At 64.2% G+C, this 17,020-nt stretch carries 13 protein-coding genes and 2 tRNA genes; 10 read left to right on the top strand and 5 right to left on the bottom strand.

What is annotated here, in order from left to right:
* Positions 1-119: 119 nt before the first annotated feature.
* On the bottom strand, positions 120-407 hold the full coding sequence (locus NFR41_RS04770) for a co-chaperone GroES (protein ID WP_160213518.1): 288 nt from the start codon (positions 405-407) through the stop codon (positions 120-122).
* A gap of 350 nt (positions 408-757) precedes the next feature.
* Between NFR41_RS04770 and NFR41_RS04765 the strand changes: the two genes are divergently transcribed.
* Complete coding sequence (locus NFR41_RS04765) at positions 758-964, top strand: hypothetical protein (protein ID WP_251230923.1); 207 nt, start codon at positions 758-760, stop codon at positions 962-964.
* Positions 965-1,119: 155 nt separating this feature from the next.
* Positions 1,120-2,142, top strand: coding sequence for a C-terminal binding protein (locus tag NFR41_RS04760; RefSeq protein ID WP_251230921.1), 1,023 nt, complete (start codon positions 1,120-1,122; stop codon positions 2,140-2,142).
* Between the two features lie 136 nt (positions 2,143-2,278).
* On the opposite strand, the gene NFR41_RS04755 is transcribed toward NFR41_RS04760, so the two are convergent.
* Positions 2,279-3,895, bottom strand: a complete 1,617-nt coding sequence (locus tag NFR41_RS04755; RefSeq protein WP_251230920.1) for an FAD-binding protein — start codon at positions 3,893-3,895, stop codon at positions 2,279-2,281.
* A 354-nt stretch (positions 3,896-4,249) separates the two neighbouring features.
* On the opposite strand from NFR41_RS04755, the gene NFR41_RS04750 reads away from it, so the two are divergent.
* Positions 4,250-5,743 carry a helix-turn-helix transcriptional regulator gene (locus tag NFR41_RS04750; protein ID WP_251230919.1) on the top strand — a complete coding sequence of 498 codons (1,494 nt, stop codon included), beginning with the start codon at positions 4,250-4,252 and terminating at the stop codon, positions 5,741-5,743.
* A 144-nt stretch (positions 5,744-5,887) separates the two neighbouring features.
* Here the strand turns inward: NFR41_RS04750 and NFR41_RS04745 are convergent, their stop codons facing one another.
* On the bottom strand, positions 5,888-6,826 hold the full coding sequence (locus NFR41_RS04745) for a DMT family transporter (protein WP_251230918.1): 939 nt from the start codon (positions 6,824-6,826) through the stop codon (positions 5,888-5,890).
* 217 nt (positions 6,827-7,043) lie between these two features.
* On the opposite strand from NFR41_RS04745, the gene NFR41_RS04740 reads away from it, so the two are divergent.
* Both NFR41_RS04740 and NFR41_RS04735 read left to right on the top strand, forming a co-directional pair.
* Positions 7,044-7,119: transfer RNA gene (locus tag NFR41_RS04740), tRNA-Lys, on the top strand.
* Between the two features lie 53 nt (positions 7,120-7,172).
* Positions 7,173-7,246: transfer RNA gene (locus NFR41_RS04735), tRNA-Gln, on the top strand.
* A gap of 66 nt (positions 7,247-7,312) precedes the next feature.
* Here NFR41_RS04735 and tsaD read toward each other — a convergent pair.
* Positions 7,313-10,045: a tRNA (adenosine(37)-N6)-threonylcarbamoyltransferase complex transferase subunit TsaD gene (gene tsaD / locus NFR41_RS04730; protein ID WP_251230917.1), complete on the bottom strand. Its 2,733-nt coding sequence runs from the start codon at positions 10,043-10,045 to the stop codon at positions 7,313-7,315.
* 37 nt (positions 10,046-10,082) lie between these two features.
* Positions 10,083-10,583 carry a tRNA (adenosine(37)-N6)-threonylcarbamoyltransferase complex ATPase subunit type 1 TsaE gene (tsaE, locus tag NFR41_RS04725; protein ID WP_160213511.1) on the bottom strand — a complete coding sequence of 167 codons (501 nt, stop codon included), beginning with the start codon at positions 10,581-10,583 and terminating at the stop codon, positions 10,083-10,085.
* Between the two features lie 822 nt (positions 10,584-11,405).
* Here tsaE and NFR41_RS04720 point away from each other — a divergent pair.
* The 5 genes from NFR41_RS04720 to NFR41_RS04700 all read left to right on the top strand — a co-directional run bounded on the left by NFR41_RS04720 (position 11,406) and on the right by NFR41_RS04700 (position 16,975).
* The gene (locus NFR41_RS04720; protein ID WP_251230916.1) at positions 11,406-11,840 is read left to right on the top strand and encodes a universal stress protein; all 435 of its coding nucleotides are present in this window, start codon (positions 11,406-11,408) and stop codon (positions 11,838-11,840) included.
* Complete coding sequence (locus NFR41_RS04715; protein WP_251230915.1) at positions 11,837-13,303, top strand: MFS transporter; 1,467 nt, start codon at positions 11,837-11,839, stop codon at positions 13,301-13,303. Before NFR41_RS04720 ends, NFR41_RS04715 begins: the two co-directional genes overlap by 4 nt.
* Positions 13,304-13,495: 192 nt before the next feature.
* The gene (locus NFR41_RS04710; RefSeq protein WP_251230914.1) at positions 13,496-14,533 is read left to right on the top strand and encodes a hypothetical protein; all 1,038 of its coding nucleotides are present in this window, start codon (positions 13,496-13,498) and stop codon (positions 14,531-14,533) included.
* A gap of 198 nt (positions 14,534-14,731) precedes the next feature.
* Entirely contained in the window at positions 14,732-15,172 is a 441-nt protein-coding gene (locus tag NFR41_RS04705) for an XRE family transcriptional regulator (RefSeq protein WP_160213506.1), read from the top strand.
* Between the two features lie 81 nt (positions 15,173-15,253).
* The gene (locus NFR41_RS04700) at positions 15,254-16,975 is read left to right on the top strand and encodes a serine/threonine protein kinase (protein ID WP_251230913.1); all 1,722 of its coding nucleotides are present in this window, start codon (positions 15,254-15,256) and stop codon (positions 16,973-16,975) included.
* The last annotated feature ends 45 nt before the right edge of the window (positions 16,976-17,020 follow it).

Genomic DNA, 17,020 nt, shown 5'->3' with positions numbered 1-17,020 from the left:
AGCTTTTCTCACTAGCAAGCTTCGAAGCGAAAGGCGCTACACGCTGCGGCCGAGTTAGGGCTTTTTGCGTCGCTCAAGCCACCGCAGGCGCCTGGGGTCGCCTTCCGCGAAACGGGCGGCTACGCGAAGACGCCGTAGAGGTCGTCGGCACGCAGGATGAGCACGTCCTCGCCGTCGATGGTGATCTCGGTTCCGCCGTACTTGCCGTACACCACGCGGTCGCCCACCTTCACGGGTACGGGCACCAGCTTGCCGTCCTTGTCCAGCTTGCCCTCGCCCACGGCCAGGACAACGCCGCTCTGGGGCTTTTCCTTCGAGTCGGAAGCAAGCAGAAGGCCGCCGGCAGTGGTCTGCTCGGCCTCGTCCTGCTTGACGATCACGCGATCACCGAGTGGTTTCAGGTTCATGGTTGATCTTCCTTTCGTCGACATCACGCACGTTCGTCGCGTTCGCACCGCAAGCGCCGCACCAACAGAGGGTCTTCAGCGTTTCCGCAGTTCGCCTGAGGGAAACCGCAGCGATTCCGCGATATGTCCTACGCTTGCAGGCGCCGACCAATCTTAGGCGCCTGGAAGCCATGGCGGGTTTCGCATGCGAAATCGTTAGCCACTTGTAAACCCGACTGCTAGCACTCGTGCACTTTGAGTGCTAAATGACTGGGTCCATAATAGCATTGCCCGCCACCTGCGCAACCGATTCCCAAAAAAACTCAGCCCCCGCGACTCAGATTCCTGGAACTCCCACCGTTTCGTCATATTTGCGCGAGCCGTCGCGGCCGCAAGGCGATTCGAACGGCCACTGCTTCAACGCCGGGCGCTACACGGTCATCCATGCGCTCACCGGCAGCCTTGAGCCTTCCAACCCTTGCTCGTTTAAGGACGTAGCGGACAAGTTCGTCGGCAAGGACGGCGGATTCGCTTGGGATAAGCCCGAAAGCCGCTTCCACGAGATCCAGGTGTGGTAAGGTAGGCGCGCAAGGTACGCAGCACACCGCACAACCGGCATCTCGATACAAAGCGCGTGACCAGGCATTACACACCGTTTGTCCTAGTCGCGCGCTTTCTTGCCGCATGCACGACATGCCGGTTGTGCAGCGCATATCCGGCCGAAGGAGCAGCTATGGCAACCATCGTCATGACCGACAACGATTTCGGCGGCGCGGACTTCGAGCGGAAGCTCGTGGAAAGCGCCGGGCTCGCGTTCGCCAGCTACGACGGCCGGGATTGCCGCGCGCCCGAGCAGATCGTCGCCCACCTGCGCTCAGCTGCCGAATGCCAGCCGGGCGCAGGTGCGCGGGCCCTAGGTGCCATCACCTCCTACGGACGTTACACCGCCGAGGTGTTCAAGGCGCTGCCCCAACTCAAGGTGGTGAGCAAGACCGGTACCGGCGTGGACAACATCGACGTGGAAGCAGCCACCAGAAACGGCACCGCGGTCTGCAACGTGCCCGGCTACGGTACCGAAGTGGTGTCCGACCATGCCATCGCGCTGGCGCTTGCAGTGCTGCGGCGCATCAACGAAACCGATGCCGACCTGCGGGCGGGCACCTGGGACTTTCGCCGTCGCCGCCCGCTCGGCCAGGTGCAGGGGCGCACCTTCGGCGTGGTGGGCTACGGATCAATCGGACGGGCTGCGGCGCGCAAGGCCCGAGGGCTGGGCTTTGACGTGGTGGTATGGGACCGCAAGGGGGTTCCCGGGCGTCGCACGCCGGAGGACTTCCCCTACCTGGCCCTGGACGACCTGCTGAAAACCGTCGATGTGGTGAGCTTCCACACCGCGCTTACGCCGGAAACGCACCATCTGCTGAGCGCCGAACGCATCGCGTCCATGAAGCCCGATGCCGTGGTGGTCAACACCTCCCGCGGCGCTGTTGTGGACACGAAGGCCCTGGCCGAGGCGCTCTGTGCCGGCAAGCTGTGGGGTGCGGGCCTGGACGTGTTCGAGGAGGAGCCGCTCACACCCGGCCATCCCATCTGCCGCGCACCGCACACGGTGCTCTCGCCCCACGACGGCTACTGGTCCGAGGAGTCGGCCGTGGAGCTGCGCACCCGCGCCGCCGAAAACGCCATCGCCGTGATGTCAGGGAAAGCACCCGAACACTGCATAAATCCCGAGGCCCTGGAAGCTGCTTGGGCGAAGTAACGTCTCGCCAGCAGCAGCCGCTAGCGAAAAGCAGCCGTCCCCCACACTGTAGGGGACGGCTGTCACCACTCAAACACATCGTATGCGCCCGCTGACAGCGGATGCGCCGCAAGGGAAGTGCCCGCAGGCGCCGGCCCTACTTGTTGGCTACGGCCCGGCCCACGACATAGCCCTGGGTATGGGCGCGGCCCAGCGACAATCCGGGTATCGTCATAGGATAGTCGGGGCTACCGAAGAAGTTGCCGGCGCAGTTGCCGATGGCGAAGAGACCCTCGATAGGCTGCCCATCCTTGTCGAGTACCTGCATATCGGCGTTCACGTTCACACCATGGATGATGGTCGACAGACCAATGTGGCGATGGATACCGTAGAACGGTGGCTGCTCGATGGGCTTCAGGAACTTGGCGGGCTTGCCCATGTCCTCGTCTATGCCCTTCTTCGCCAACTCGTTGTAGCGCTTCACCGTCTGCACGAAAGCGTCCACATCGGTCAGTCCGAGCTTCTCCCCCAGCTCCTCCAGAGTGTCGGCCGAGAAGGTGTTGATGAGGCTCTCGTAGACGCCGGTCTTCTCTCCCTCGACCTCGGGCATGTAGCTGGCCATCGCCTCGGGCGGCAAGGCTACTCCAGGCCAACCTTCGGCGTCGGTCATGTAGTTGCTGTCAAACACCTGGGTGTACCAGCCCTGGTCATCTTCGCTCTTCAGGAAGTTACCCATGACCGCCATCTCGCATCGCGCCTCGTTGCAGAAGCGGGTACCGTCGTTCTTCACCGCCAGGAAGGGCATGTCGGCCATAGAGCCCGGACCAGCGTCGAAGTCGTGCTGCACCTTCGATCCGCAAGCATCCTCCATACAGCCTCCGGCCCATACCATCATCCGCTGGCCGTCACCGGTCTTGTTCTGCTCCTTACGGTAGATGTTGACCATGTCGGGCTCGTAGTAGGCCATCATCTCATCGTTGTTCTCGTAATCGCCCGTTGCCACGATAACGCCCTTGGCCGCGTTGAACAGGATGTTGCCGCCTTCCCCTTCGGCAATGACGCCGGTTACGGCCCCGGAATCGTCCTGGGCGAGCTGGACTGCGGGTGTGGAGTAGAAAATCTCGACGCCTTGGCTCTCGGCCCAATCGGCGATATCGCGCATACCGTTACCAGTGTTGTAGGGTTTCGGGCCGAAGTCGAAGGCAAAGTACGACACGTCGTAGCCGTCGATGGTGCCGATGTTGGAGGTCCATTTCGCCGTAGAGTCGACCATTTGACATCCGGCTTTCGTGCCGATGTCCCACAGCCACTTCAGAGCCTCGCCGGAGTTGTAGGCCCACAGCCTCACCTGGTCGCGGTCGGACAGATGACAGCAGTCGGCGTTCACCAACGACACCACAGCTTCGACACCACCCGGCGCCGTCCCGTCAAGGATGATGGAGTCGCAGGTGTTGCCCTGGGAGATAGCCGTCGCCTCCTTCTGGAGCAGAGCAACCTTCGCCCCCGCCTGGAAGGCGGAGATGGCCGCAGGAACGCCCGCGGCGCCGGCACCGATGACCACCACGTCGTAGTCCTTAGTGTCGGCGAAATCGGTGATGGGGTCGGGCTTGACGAAGAACGGAAGCGTTCCATCGGAAACCGCCGCTACAGCCTTGGCATCCTTGTCAGCCGAGGGCTGCGAGGGCGTGCAGGCGCCCAGCATGGACACACCGGCAACGCCCATGGCGGCAGCGCCACCGAACTTGAACAGGTCGCGTCGAGAAAAACTCGTCATTTCCCCTCCTTGGGTAGAACCGACAACGAGCGGCAGCCGAGCTGCCGCAGCACCGAACAGGCTCGCTTTCCAGCCTGCCCGCTAAGAGCAGTCTAGCCAGCAGGCTTCTGGGCCCGCATCGACCGACCGCGAAACAATCGGGCTATCTTTCGTAACCTGCACCCTAAGCACCGCCATAACCCCCCTCTTTAACCTCTTTTTTTCGCAGTCGCAGGCAAAAGTACCCGCCCTTGGCCCTTTCTGGCGGACGCCTTTGTCATATAATCTGCTGTAGGTAGCGATCATTTCAACATTCACCTGGGTTTTCGGCACCCGACCAAGCCAATGTCCGATTCTGGGGAAGATGGGGACACCGTGACCGAGACAGACCGAGCCGGCACCGATTCCGCCCGAGCCGCCGAACCGGACGCAGAAGCGACGCACGAAGAACGATTCCGCTGGCCCAGGGGATCGTTCTTCGTGCCTCTGGCATTTCTGGGCCTGGGCGTCTACCGCGCATGGATCGAGATCGTCTTCGTTGGCTCGTTTACGAGCTTTCCCGCCGCATTTGGCGGCGTCGCGGGGTTGAGCGTCCGGGATTTGTTCGACTGGTCCATGGTGGCCACCGCCATCTTCTGCACGCTGCTCGCCCGCAAAATCTCCCCTTTCTTCAACAAACCCTTCCTCTTCGCTTTCGGCGGACTGTTGCTCGTCACCTCCACCGTCCTCATGTTCGCTTCGTGCTGGGTTCCAGACATCACCTCGCTGGCAAAAGTGCCAGCAGCCGTCCTGGGAGGCGTCGGCATTGCGCTGGTGATCCTTGTATGGAGCGAGCTGTACAGCTGTTTGAATCCGTTGCGCGTAGCGCTGTATTACTCCGCTTCAATCGTTGTGGGAGCACTTATCATCTACGTCTACCGCGGGTTCTATCTTCCCTGGCTTTTCGCACTTACCGCGCTGCTGCCCGTCATATCACTGATCGCTGCCTGGCGCGGGTTCGAAAGCCTGCCGGCGCCTGAGCTTCCCTCCGTCGCATGGATGCGGTTCTCCATACCGTGGAAGGCAGTGCTGTTCATGGCCGCCTACGCGTTTGGCTACGGCCTCATGGAGGGAGGCATGTACGAAGGCGCATTCGGCCCCCATTCGGCGCCGGGAACCGTGGCGGTGGCTGCGCTAGTGTTCATAGGGGTGGCGCTGCGGGGCGGTCGCTTCGACTTCAGCATCATCTACAGGGTAGCGCTTCCCCTCGTAGTCGTCGCCTTTACCCTCGTGCCGCTCTTCGGCAATGTGCAGGGAGCCGCCGCGAGCTTCTGCATGGCGGGAGCTTATACGGCCCAGTCGATCATCATCATGCTCATCATGGCCAATATCTGCTATCGCTTCGGCGTATCGGCCATTTGGCTGTTCGGCATCGAACGCAGCGTGCGTCAGATCGCGATGTGGCTCGGGCGGACAACGGCCGATGTCGCGGAAAGCGCCAACCTGCTCGGAGACGGAGGAGGCGCGGCCGTTTCGCTGCTTGCCGTTCTCGCCGTAGTTGTCGCAACCACCATTCTGCTCTCGGAGCGGGACTTGTCGAGCCGCTGGGGCGCCAATTTCTTGTCTGGCGGCATGGATAGCGCCGCCGCGATCCGCAAGCAAGAGCTAGCAGACCGCTGTGCCGAGATTTCGCGCCAGTACAAGCTGTCTGCACGAGAAGAGGAAGTGCTGCTCCTGCTTGCCCAGCATAAGACCGTGGGAATCATCGAGCGCGAGCTGCTTATCGCTAACGGCACCGCCAAGGCACACGTGCGACACATTTACCAGAAGCTCAACATCCACACGCGCAATGAGCTGTTCGACCTTCTCGGCGCCGACCCGCGTCCCTGAGCGCAGCAGACAGACGCCGCACGCGCTGGTAGCCCCAACCTCCTCCCCGGCGCAGTCTTATTGCAATTCGATGGAGCCGCACAGCGAACGAAACTACGACCACGGCCCTTCTCGCAAGCGAAGGTGCCGCAGAGGCTCGCGGCCCTACCCGCTTTGCCCTTGCGGCTTGCTTGGCACGGTCACCAGCACCACCATGGCCAGAATCAGCACGAGCGCTACCACGTCGAAGCCGGAGAAGGATGTGTGCAGCCACAGCGCCGAGATGACCATGGCCGACACCGGCTCCATGCAGCCGGCCAGGCTGGCGCGCACCGGCCCCGCGTCGGCGATACCCTGCAGGTACATGAGGTAGGCGCCCACGGTTCCCACCAGCACCATGGCCGCCATGACCGCTATAACCTGAGGCGTCACATTCACTTCCATGGTCCAGGGACGCGTGAGCCCAAGCGCCGCCACCCCGGCGATAGCCATGGCGAAGGCCGGCACCACCAGACTTCCGTACTTGGCAAGCGGTTTCGCGGGAAGCAACGTGTAGAAGGCCATGGCAAGAGCCGCCATGAGGCCCCACCCGAACCCGGCGGCAGAGATGGACAGCGTCGAAGGGTCGCCCTGAGTGGCCATGAGAAACACCGCCAGCAGAGCCACGGCCACACCCAGCGCCTCCCGTCCGCGGGGCAGCCGCCGTGCGCGCACGCAGGTGTAGCCCATGATGAGCAGAAGCCCCAGCCGCTCCATCATAGTCCCGGTGCCGGAGTTCGTGTAGGCAATGGCGGATAAGTAGCTGAACTGGGTGAACAACACACCCAGCAGTGCGAAGAGCGCAACGCGACCCATGGTGGCGCGATCGCGAACCAGCGCGGTCATCTTGTCGGGGCATTTCAACGCGCACACGGCCAGCAGCACTACGGCGGCCATGCACAGGCGCACAGGCGTAATCCAGGCCACGGGCACGCCCATGTCGGCCGTAAGCAGCTGCGCCGCCGTGCCCGAGAACCCCCAGCACGTACCGCCCAGAGCAGCAAGCAGCGTCCCCCGCACCGGGTGCGGCGGGGAAAACCATACCACCTGGGTTGACTCGCGCACCGCCTGGCTCCTCCGTCCTCTCTATCGTTCAGCCGCAGACAAGCTCCGCATATCCGAAGCGGCGCTGCCCAGCATAGCAGCAAACGGGCGCAATTCGGATGGCGAGCAAACGGCTGGGCGGGAATTTCGCGCATTGACGCTTGTTCAGCACACAGGTACAATCTATCCTTGCGCGTTTGCCCGACTCGGGTCTCCCGACGGGCGTTGCACTGTGGATGGGCCGTTAGCTCAGTTGGTAGAGCAGGGGACTTTTAATCCCAAGGTCGCGGGTTCGAACCCCTCACGGCCCACCATCTCCCTCGCCGTCCCGCCCAGGGAGCAGCAACGATAGGATGCGCTTCTGAACTGGGGCATCGTCCAACGGCAGGACTCTGGTTTTTGGTGCCAGCTATCCAGGTTCGAATCCTGGTGCCCCAGCCATCTTTCCCGTTAAGCCTCTTTCCTCTGCTGTGCTCTCGGTCCGAAAGCCCAGCCGGCAGCCATGCCCTAGTAGGGTTCCTCCAGGTTCGCATGGGCGAAGGCGTCTGCGTCAAGGGCGAAGAACTTCCCGTCGCGGAAGCGGTCCAGGGCTACGAGCGCTATCATGCCCGCGTTGTCGCCGCAGGCGGAAAGCGGCGGCATGACCAGGCGCACGCCCATCTTCGCGCACATCGCCTCGTAGGCCGCACGCAGCACCGGGTTCGCCGCCACGCCGCCTCCCAAGCAGAAGGTGCGGGCACCGGTCTGGCGCAGCGCGTCGGCGGCCTTCTTCACCTGCACGTCCACCACCGCCTGTTGAAAGCTCGCGCAGATGTCGGGCACGTTCAGGGGCCGGCCTGCCGCGCGCTCGTTGTTGATGTAGGTCACCACGGCGGTTTTGAGTCCCGAAAGGGAGAACCGCAGGTCGTGGGAGTGCATAAGCGCACGCGGGAAGGCGATGGCGTCGGGGTTTCCCTGGGCTGCCATGCGCGAGATGACCGGTCCGCCCGGGTACCCCAGGCCCAGCGCCTTGGCCACCTTGTCGAAGGCCTCGCCCACCGCGTCGTCGATGGTGGCCCCCAGCACCCGGTAACGCCCCCAGTCTTCCATAGACACCAGCATGGTGTTGCCGCCGGACACCAGCGACACCACCGCCGGCGGTTGGAAGTCGGAAAAGCCGATCTTGTTCGCGTACAGGTGCCCTTCCAGGTGGTTTACCCCGATGAACGGCACATCCAGGGCCCAGGCCGCCCCCTTCGCGAAGGCCACGCCCACCACAAGGGCCCCCACCAGGCCGGGGGCGTAGGTGACGGCCACCGCGTCAAGGTCGCGCCAACGCAGGCGGCTCGCGCCCAGGTTGCGCGCCGCCACGTCCAGGCATTCGTCGCATACGCCGCAGATGGCCTCGATGTGCTTGCGGCTGGCGATTTCGGGCACCACGCCGCCGAAGCGGGCATGGAAGTCTATCTGGCTGGCCACCACGTCGGAGACAAGCGCGCCGGCACCGTCCACGATGGATGCAGCCGTTTCGTCGCAGGAGGACTCAATAGCCAGGATAAGCGGGTGCTCGGCGGGTAGGGGGCCGCCCGTCGCATCGGGAGCGTCGGCGCTCGCGAACGCGGCCGACGAGCTGCGCGCCGCATCCACCTGCAGCCGCATGCCGGCCACATCGCGCGAGGCGGCAGGCAGCGGGCCCTCCATGATGACGGCATCCTCGCGATCGGAGTAGTAGTGCGGGCGCACCCCCAGGCTCTCCATCCCCAACGCCCGGTAAAGCGCCTGGGCGCCCTCGTTGCTCCGGCGCACCTCCAAACTGCATCGCGAAGCGCCCAGGGCGCGCGCGTCCTCGGCAACGCGGCCCAGCAACTCGCCCGCGATTCCGCGGCGGCGCCACGCGGGGTCCACACCCACCTTCAGGATCTGCACCTGGCCGTCTACCACCAAGCCGCCCGCATAACCCACCAGGCGCAGCCCGTCTCCTTCTGCACGGGAAGCGGATTCGCGCACCCCGTCGACAGCTTGGGAAGCTTGCGCCCTACCGCCCGAAGCACTACCGTCCGGCCCCTCGGCCGCATAGGCTGCCCACCAGCTGCGGTCGGCCCGGGGCAGTTCGTCGGCCACAAGGGCCTCGCTCCACGCGTCCGAGCCCATCACCTGCGCCTCCATCGCTGCCACGTCGCATGCGTGGGCGGCGTCCAGGGGCTTGTACACGATGCCCGCCTCGTCGGCGCGCGCGTTCAGGATGGCGGTATCGTTCATGGTGGTGCGTTGGTCGCGACGAAGACCCGCCTCGTCCACGGGCTGCACGCCGCTCGTCAGGTTCTTGGGATCGTTCTTCGCCAGGCGGATGCGCTCGTTCTCCTCGGCGTCCGACAGGCGCGTGTACACCGGCAGCGCGAACGCCGGGTTGTGCCGCGCGGCATCAAGCGGATCTGCATCGCCGCAGCGCCATGCCGCCTGCAACGCCATGAGCAGGCCTTCGCCCGTGGGGGTCCAGAGCGCCTCGGGGAGCACCTCGCCGCACGGCTCGAACAGCTCGCGGTACTTCACCAAGCCGTCGCCGGCAAGAAGCAGCCGGCCTTCGCCCGCAGCAGAAGTCTCTTCCCCGACCGCAACGCCGGCCACGCCCTCCCGGACAAACGCCGAATCAACTGTGGGCAGCGGGGCGGGCCCCGGATCGTCGGTTCCTTCGTCGCCCCGCAGCTCCTGGGCGGCCAGGTCGGCCTTCACCACCCGGTCGGCCTCCAAGCGCGCAACGCCGCCGTCGCCCAGGCGGAAGCGCACCGGGTACACCTCCTTGCGCATGGCGTCGGCCACCACCGCAAGCGCTCCTCGCACGCCGGCATCCCACGCGCCCCATGCCACCGCCTCCAGCGTGGACACGCCCATCAGGCCTACTTCCAGGGCGCTCGCGATGCCCTTGGCCGTGGCCATGGCGATGCGCACCCCCGTGAACGACCCCGGACCGCGCCCCACGCACACGCAGGCAATCTGCTCGCGCGCCACGCCCTGCTGCGCCAGCAGCTCGTCAACGGCCAGCAGCAGCTGCGTGTTCGACTGCCGATGGGCCACGATCTGCCACGAGGCCACCGCCGCGACCTCGAGAGCTTCCGGAACCAACCGCCCCAGCCCGATGGCGATAACCTCGTTGGCCGTGTCGAAGGCCAGCACGTACGAAGGGCCGCCAGCCTGCGCGGTGCAGCCGTCCGATTCGCCGCTGCGCACGGGCGCATCGTTCGTCAAGGAAGCATTGTCGGTCATGTTCGGTCCGTTTCCGAAAAGGGCGCGCAAGCCGAAACTAGCACTTGACCAGCCGCGACTTGGAATCGTTCGCCCAAACGTACAGAAGCTGACGGGCGCGGTCGCCGGCGGACCTCACCCGCACGGTGCGCGAGCCGTCCTCGTTCACCACAATGCAGACATCCAGGTAGTTGTACGGCATGGCGTCGGGGAAGCGATCCCCCCATTCGACAAGCGACACGCCGTCGCCGTCGACGGTCTCGTAGAAGGCAATGTCCTCCAGCTGCGCTTCGGAATCCAGCCGGTACAGGTCGAAATGGTAGAGGGGCACGCGAGCTTCGGGATAGGTAAGCAAAATATTGAACGTGGGGCTGCATACCGCCTCGCGGACGCCCAGGGCAGCGGCGAGACCTTGGGTGAACTGGGTCTTCCCCGCCCCCAGATCGCCGGAGAGCACGATGACGTCCCCCGGATGCACGTAGGGAGCCAACGTTGCCGCCAACTGCTTCATAGCCTCGGCCGACGACACCTTGCGCGAATATGTGAGTCCGCTTGCCATAGGCCCCATGATACGCCACCGCGCTCCCCCGCGCCCGTGCTCGGCGGCCGTTCCCGCGAAACTTCCGCAGGAGCGCAGCTGCTTGCACTGCGAAACTTCCGCAAGAATGCAGCCAATTGCGCTACAGAATCCGTAGGAGGGCGATCGATGGCATCCCGGAACTTTCGCAAGGACGCAATCGACGGCGACAGAGAGCTTTCGCGGAAACAGAACCAATGGCGCCGCAAAGGCCAGCGAGGACACAACTACCGGCGACGCGAAGGCCGCGGGACGCAGCTACTGGCGACGCGAAGGCCAGCGAGGACACAACTGCCGGCGACGCGAAGGCCGCGGGACGCAGCTACTGGCGACGCGAGAACTCGTAGAACGACGCGGACCGCAGTCCCGACCCCTCGACGCATCGCGCGCAGCGGCTTTCACGCCCCTCCCAACACCCCGGCCGGCGTCCTGCCGCGCCCTCCAAACGATTTGCGGCCGGATTGAACGGTTTTGGGACTTCGTCCTCGGTCGAAAGGGCTGTTTTGGTCCCTAATGCACGGTTTTGGTACTGTTTACTTAGGCTAACAGTACCAAAACCGTTCAATCCGGCCGCAAACCGCCTCCCGGAGCTTGCTGCGGGTACCAAAACCGTTCAATCCGGCCGCAAACTCGGCAGCAGGAAGCGATGGCCAGCCACCTGAAACGAAAACGCCACCAATCGATGTCGCGCCCGTACTACAATCAGCGAACAGGCGGAAATCGACGGCGCGAGCGGGAGCGAGACATCGACCCGCGAACCGGTCGAGGAGAAGGTGCCCCGCCGCCAGCCGAAAGGACAAGCCTATGTGGTGCAGCAAGATTCTGGTAGCCTACGACGGATCGGCCCCCTCGAAGCAGGCGATCAAGACCGCGCGCGAGATAGCGCTGCAGAACCCCCATACCGAATTCGTGTTCGTGAACGTACTGCGCCTGTACTCGTCGGGCGCCGGGGCCGCCGGGTTCGACTCCGTGGTCATCGAGGACGCCGCACCCCTTCGCCAGGAACTGGAGGACGCGGCGAACTCTATCCCCAACCCCTCGAAGATCTGCCTGCTCAAAGGCACGTCGCCGGCTGACCTCATCGTGAGCTGCGCGAAGAAGGAAGGCTGCGACCTCATCATTATGGGCAGTCGCGGCCAAGGCGGCGTGAAAGGCTTTTTGGGCAGCGTGAGCTACGCGGTGACCAAGGAATCCCCCATCACCGTGCTCATAGCCAAGGATGGCGCGAGCCAGCGATGAGCGACCCCCTCCAACAATCGCAGGACAGCCCCGAACCGGAACTCGCGCCCGCCCCCGAGCCCGACCCCGAACCGAAGCCCGAAACCCCCAAGAGGCGCGGCGCGAAGCTGTGGACCCGGGACTTCGTCATGGGCACCATCGTGAACTTCGTGCTGTGCGCGAACTACTTCATGCTCATGGTGGTCATGACCTCCTACGCGCTGAACGTCTACCATGCGCCAGCCTCGGTGGCCGCCTTCTGCGCCAGCATCTTCATCATAGGCACCCTGGTGGCGCGCTTCACCACGGCCACGCTCATGGCGCGCTTCGGGCAGAAGCGCACGCTTGCCATCGGCGCCGCAACCGAGATCGCACTGACGGCAATGTACTTCCTGGGCGCAAGCCTGCCCCTGCTGCTGACCGTGCGCTTCCTCCACGGCTTCTCCTACGGCACCTGCTCCACCGCCACGGCCACCATCGTCACCGCCATGGTGCCTCCCGAGCGCAAGGGCGAGGGCATCGGCTACTACATGCTCTCCGTCACGCTGGGAGCAGCCATGGGGCCGTTCGCGGGCATCTACCTATCGAACAACTTCGGCTACGAGGTGCTGTTCACCGTGGCCATGATCACCGCCGCCATCTCGGTGCCCTGCGTGCTGGCCCTGCGTCGCCCGGCTGCCGACCGTGCGCAGGCCGCGCGCGATGCGGGCGCCCCTGTTGCCGCACACGCCGCGTGCGCCACGGACGCCGCATGCCTCTCCGAATCCTTCGAGCAGCGGGCCGAAGAGGCCGCCCTGGCCGACGTCGCCGCCGAGGAAAGCGACGCGCCGGCCGAACGCAGCCGCGAGGAGCAAGCTGCCGCCAGCCTACGCGTACCCTCCACCCGCTTGGAGCGCCGTGTGACGAACAAAGTACAGGGCAGCTGGGCGGAGCGGTTCATCGAGGCGCCAGTGCTGCCCATCTCGCTGGTGGCGGGGCTAATCTTCTTCGGCTACTCGGCGCTGCTCACCTTCCTTACGCCCTACGCGTTCGAACTGGGGCTTTCCCGGGCAGCCAGCGTGTTCTTCGTTGCCTACGCCCTGAGCATGTTCATCACGCGGCCCTTCACCGGCGTGGCCTTCGACCGCTACGGACCGCACCCGGTCATGGTCCCGGCCTTCATCGCCTACTGCGCGGGCATGGTGGTGGTGGCGTTCATGGCTAATGACTGGGCACTGCTGGGCGGGGCCATGATCCTAGGCTTCGGCGTGGGCACCATCCAGTCCTGCGGCCTGGCCATGGCCGTGCGCGAGACCCCCGACGACCGCCTGTCCGTAGCCAACGCCACCTTCTACATCCTGCTGGACGTGGGAGTGGGCATCGGCCCGCTGTTTCTGGGCCTCATCGAGCCGGCCATCGGCTACAGCAACATGTACTTGCTCATGGCCGGAGTAGGTGCACTGGCCCTGGCCCTGTTCCTGGTGGTGGCAAAGACCGAACTGTAGGAAGCGCGAGCCCTCGACCCCTCGCCCCCCCGAACCCGCGCCCCCTTCCCGCCCCGTCGGACGGACCCGCCGAAGCTTCCCGCTCTCCATATTCAGTTGCCAACTGAGGATATCTCCCGCGATTTTTTCCATAATGACGCCGAAACGCTCATTGAGAAGCAGAGCTCGCTTCTCGGGAAGAAAGGGATACCCATGATGAAGAGAAATCGCTCGTGCGTTCTGGCGCTGTGCGTCGCTGCAGCGCTGGGCACCGCGAGCCTTGGGGGATGCAGCGTCGGGGAAGCGCTGCACGAAGGCGTCACGGCCGTGGCCGAATCGGCCTCCAAAGCCGCGCGCTTCGACGTGAGCGGCACCATCGAGCAGACGACCATGCTGGACAACGATGTGCTCACCGTCGTCGCCGAAAGCTTGGAGTACCGAAACGACGTAGCCTACCTCAAGCTCAGCCTCACGAACAACACGGAAGGAACCATCGATGTCACGGCGTGCACGGGGGGCTATGATGCAAACTACGTGAACGATTGCATGCTAAGCGAGGGATATTTCTCCTGTGAAATCCCCGCCGGCGAAACGGCGGAGGACGAGGTTGACTTCTCCCTGCAGGAGCTTCAGCTTTACGGCATCCAGAAAATAAGCGTGCTCGGTCTAGGGCTTCGGGTGGTTGACGAAGAGTACGACGAGCTCTTCAAGGACATGGTGGAAGTCAAGACATCGCTCTACGGGAGCGAGGGAGTCGACTCGAGCACGTTTGCGGGATCCATCGACAGTCCCGCGCTCGCGGAAAAGCTCGAATACGAGTTCAAAGCCGCATCCACGACCGCGCCCGACCTTGCCGAAACAGACATCGAAATCCCAGCGGCTTTCCTGTTCATCAACAAGGACGGAGACATAGCCGTCATGGCGGAGCTGCGAAACAACACCGAAGAGACCCTGCGCGTGCAGGTAGGAAACATCACCATCAACGGACTCGCAGCCTACGAAGGAGAGAGTTGGTCGGGCGGCACAGTCGCCGCAGGGAAGCGTGGTGTTATGAGCTTGCGATTGAGCTCCGTTGTGGAGTACGGAGACTTGTTGTTCGATTCGTCGAAAGCCGCAGAAGACGCCGACTCCACGGAGGGCAAAGAAGGCGTTGACCTGTCCAACGTCAAAGAAATCGGTATGACGATTTCGACGAAGGATGCCAACGGGAACACAATTTCCGACCCGGTCGACGTCGCCTTCGCCTTCTAGTCGCGAGAACCTCCGACGGCTGTCGTCTCCGCTGCGATGGCGACAGCCGTCGGCCCCTTCCCCGAGACAGCCGCGCTGCTGCGGCGCGATCGCGTGCTACGCCCGCTTGCGCGTTTGCGCTATCATCCTCCCGAGCATATCCACCGCCGGGTTCAAGCGGCAAGAGACGCTGCAAGCCCAGACCCCCAAGGAGGCACGATGGCCGAAGAGCGTCTGACCGAAGACCTGCTGGCGCGGTTGCTCGCGTCGCCGAGCCCCCAGGACTATCTCGAAGAGGGGCTCACGTGCGAGCGATCCCTCGCGGGTTATCTGCACGAGCTGCTAGCAAGCAAAGGCCTGAAGCGAGCCGACGTGTATCGCGCGTCGGGGTTGAACCCCACGGTCGTCTACGACGCCTTCGCAGGCAAAAGCAGGCTCGGACGGAACAACGCGCTCATGATGGCGTTCGGCCTGGGCTGCTCGCTGCGCGAAACCCAGCGGCTTCTCAGGCTGGCCGGCGTAGCCGAGCTATACCCTAAGGTTCGGCGCGATGCTATCATTATCTGGTGCATCGATCACGGGTTGTCGCGCGAAGGCTGCGACGACGAGCTGTGGCGCTTCGGCGAGAAGACCCTTTTAGGCACCTCTCCGCTGCGATAACGCGAAGCGCGGCCAACCGAAAGCAAGAGAGGAAGTGCGGGCATGTCGATGGGGCCTCGGGAGGGGCGCACCCTCCACGCCATGAGCATCGACGACGCCTACGAGGTGCAACGGGTGCTCGCCTCGGGCCCCGGCGGCACAACGGAGGTCGTCTCCATCGACGGACTCGGGCCCTATCTGCGCAAGAAGATTCCCTTGTCCTTGGTGGACCGCCGGGTCTGGGCGGTCTTGGCCGAATGCACCAATCCGCGATTGCCCCACGTAGTCGCGTCCTACGAGACTCCCGATGAGTTCGCTGTCGTATGCGATTTCGTTCCGGGCGATACGGTAAGCGAGGTCGTCGATTCGGAAGGGCGCCTATCGATTTCGCGGGCCACGGGAATTGCGCTTGAGGTGTGCGAAGCAATCGAGGATTTGCACCGCCACGGCATCGCGCACTGCGACATATCGCCGCGAAACGTGTTGCTGGCGGCCGATGGCGCCCACCTCATCGATTTGGGCATTGCGCGCCTCGTAGGAACCGAGCCGTCCTCGGAAAGGCCTAACCTTGGCACCCATGGGTTCGCAGCCCCCGAGCAATACGGATTCGCGCCGTGCGACGAGCGCACGGACGTTTACTCGACAGCCCGCTTCCTCGGCTTCATGCTCACGGGGTTAGAACCCGGCGATGCCTATCAGGCGGCGTTGTCGAACGAAACGGTCGTCCCCGCGTCCCTGCGTGCGATCATCGATCGAGGAAGCGCCTTCGAACCGAGCGCCCGATACCAGACGATGGAGGAATTCGCCTGCGCCCTGAGCAGCGAAGCGCGGAAAGTCCTGCCGCCGGAAAGCCTTCGGACCAGGGATTTTTCCCACAGGAGCACCGCTGCATCGCAAGCCGTTCGGACTGAAAGCGCCGAAGATCGCCCCGTATCCCATACGGCCGATACGTCGGACGCCGTTCCCGGCAGACGGCGGGAACGGCGCGTTGCCGTCGTCTGCGCCATCGCAGGAGCCGCGGTTCTTCTGATTGCCGTCGGGCTGCTTTTTCGTGCACCGTTGCTGGAGGCAATAGGGGCAGGAACGATGTTTCACAATACGGATGTCGCAGACCCGGCGGAAGAACGCTCACCCTTCAACCCCGACGTCCAATCCCCGAATGAGCAGACCGGCGCGACCCATGCCGAACCGCCATCGGACGAGCAGCCCTCGGCAAGCCCGTCTGGGAACAAGGCGACGTTTCCCAGCGAGGACCTCGTCGTCGTCGAAAACGCTTGGTATCCGTCAGGCGATTATTTCCAGTACGTGTTCGCCTTGCGAAACGAGAACGAGACCTTGTCGGTCGACTACCCCGCGGTGAGCATTGTGGGACGCGACGCGGAAGGGAACGTGGTCTCGTCGGATCAAGCGGTTCTCCCGGTGCTCAACCCGGGCGAGACGATGTATTTCACCTCGATCGCGGGAACAGGCGCGGTTGCCCCCCGGACTGTCGAGTTTCTGCCGGTCGCCCCCGAGGAGCACCAGATCCGTCCCGCCCAATCCGAAAGCTCCGTTTTCCGCGTGACAGGCGTTTCGGCATCGACCACCTCAACTGGAGGGACGGCCTTCACCGGCGAAGTGGTGTGCGAAAAGGACGGCGAGGCCGCTGGCGGCGTTTACGGCATCCATGTTGTGGTGGTGCTGAGAGATGCGGCAGGGTCCCTGGTCGGCGCCGTAGACGCTTTCGAAGACCGCCCGAAACCCGGGAATGCCGTAGCCTTCGAAGCCTTGGACGAAAAGGTGCCGGACTACGCGAGCATCGAAGCGTACGCTTACGCCTGGTAGCACGTGTCCCTTGGCAGCCGGCTGGGCCGCCAAGGGACGCTTCAT

The sequence above is a fragment of the Adlercreutzia aquisgranensis genome (assembly GCF_943193145.1).
In the GTDB taxonomy this organism is placed as follows: domain Bacteria; phylum Actinomycetota; class Coriobacteriia; order Coriobacteriales; family Eggerthellaceae; genus Xiamenia; species Xiamenia aquisgranensis.
This window is presented reverse-complemented; position numbering and strand designations above follow the sequence as displayed.